Genomic DNA, 1,639 nt, shown 5'->3' with positions numbered 1-1,639 from the left:
TGTTACTGATTTTACTGAGGTAGGAAAAGCCTTATTAGAATGTGGAATGCCAACCCCTTATGATACTGATCCAGAAAATAGAAAGTTAAGTTTAAATAAAAAGGCGTTTATTGATTCTTGTATGGTTCAATCAGGATTCCGCTATAAAGATACAGAGGCAGGAACGTGGTGTGAGAATTTTCAAGGAAAGAATCTTCCGGCTTGTCGTCCAGGCGCTGTTGTTCCACAGCGCAGTGTCAAGAAGCGCTTAAACAGCCCTTTTTGTAAAAAATATAAAAATAGTCGCAAATGCCAGCCTTAAGTTTTGCTGTTTGTGATGATTAACAATCCGCCATCCTTGCATTTGCTTGGAATGGCGGGATTGTTTCCTCACGCACATTATTTAACGGATGAAGAACAACAGAATTTACAAAAAGGTTCTGATGGCAAGGTTCATTTTTTCCTCAATGGTATTCTTACAACACCCTATGAGGCGGCTGTTTATGCAGAGCAACATGCGGAGAATAAAAATGAACCGCTTTATTTTGTTGTGTTCCCAGAAGCCGATTCTGCTATCTCAGAACTTCTAGTCGCGGGCTATCAGAAGTTTATGGAAAATAACTTTTGGGGTCTGACTAATTCCACACAAGAAGCAAAAGACTTGATGTATAGCTATGGTCTTACAGGATTAGAACTTTATGGACATAGTCGCGGGACAATGACATTGGGAAATATGCTGAATTCTTTCAAACAAGAAGGTGTTCACGGTATAGCCGACAACACGAATATCAATTTCTATGGACCAGCCTTTAATGTTTTAGTTGCATCCGGTCTGTTAGGTTATGTGAGTGATGGCAAACAAACCACTGTTGGCTTTGATGGGCATAGATATGACTTTGTAAGCAGAATTATTGGCGGCAATGGCTATACTTATGAGACAATACCTGCTGGTAGTAACGTTTTGACAGAATGGTGGAGAATGGTCATGAATCCCATAAGTCCCCATACTTGTCTTGGAGATGCGAGTCCAAAATGTCGCTATAATTATGGCTCATCTCATCGTGAACAATTTCCTTTAAGTAAATCATGGAGTAAAAAATGAAACAAACTCTAAAATTATTAAGTGCTGTAACTTTGTTAGGTATTGCAGGATGTCAGTTTAATAAAACTCCTGGGGGGTATTTGAGCGCGTGGGAGAAAAATGGTGTTACTGATTTTACTGAAATAGGAAAAGCCTTATTAGAATGTGGTATGCCAGCTCCTTATGATGTATTTCCAGAAAACAGAAATTTAAGCAACAATGCAATAGCAACGATTCATGCTTGTATGGTTCAATCAGGTTTCCGCTATAAAGATGAAAGGGGGGGGGGATGGTGTGTAAACCATAAAGCCGAAAATCTCCCGATTTGTCGTCCAGGTGCTGTTGTTCCACAGCGCAGTGTCAAGAAGCGCTTAAACAGCCCTTTTTGTAAAAAGCATCCAGAACAATATGAATGCTATCCTTAAGTTTTGCTGTTTGTGATGATCAACAATCTGCCATCCTTGCCTTTGCTTGGAACGGCGGGATTGTTTTCTCAACCAATCATCTCAATATTGTTCACCGTTGTTTTAAGCAGCGGTGACAGGAAATATCAACAGGCTTATGAGCTTTTTTATTGTA

The 1,639-nt window shown here is 39.7% G+C and carries 3 protein-coding genes; all 3 read left to right on the top strand.

Going from position 1 to position 1,639, the window contains the following annotated elements; genetic code table 11:
• On the top strand, positions 1 to 301 hold a 301-nt coding region (locus ACFINY_RS09650), incomplete at its 5' end, for a hypothetical protein (protein ID WP_375701062.1).
• Between the two features lie 15 nt (positions 302 to 316).
• Complete coding sequence (locus ACFINY_RS09645; RefSeq protein ID WP_375701061.1) at positions 317 to 1,081, top strand: filamentous hemagglutinin; 765 nt, start codon at positions 317 to 319, stop codon at positions 1,079 to 1,081.
• Entirely contained in the window at positions 1,078 to 1,485 is a 408-nt protein-coding gene (locus ACFINY_RS09640) for a hypothetical protein (RefSeq protein ID WP_375635130.1), read from the top strand. Before ACFINY_RS09645 ends, ACFINY_RS09640 begins: the two co-directional genes overlap by 4 nt.
• Positions 1,486 to 1,639: the final 154 nt, after the last annotated feature.

It is taken from the genome of Bartonella sp. AA23NXGY (assembly GCF_042197165.1).
Taxonomy (GTDB): domain Bacteria; phylum Pseudomonadota; class Alphaproteobacteria; order Rhizobiales; family Rhizobiaceae; genus Bartonella.
The sequence above is the reverse complement of the archived record's forward strand: the minus strand, read 5'-3'. Positions and strand labels throughout refer to the sequence as shown.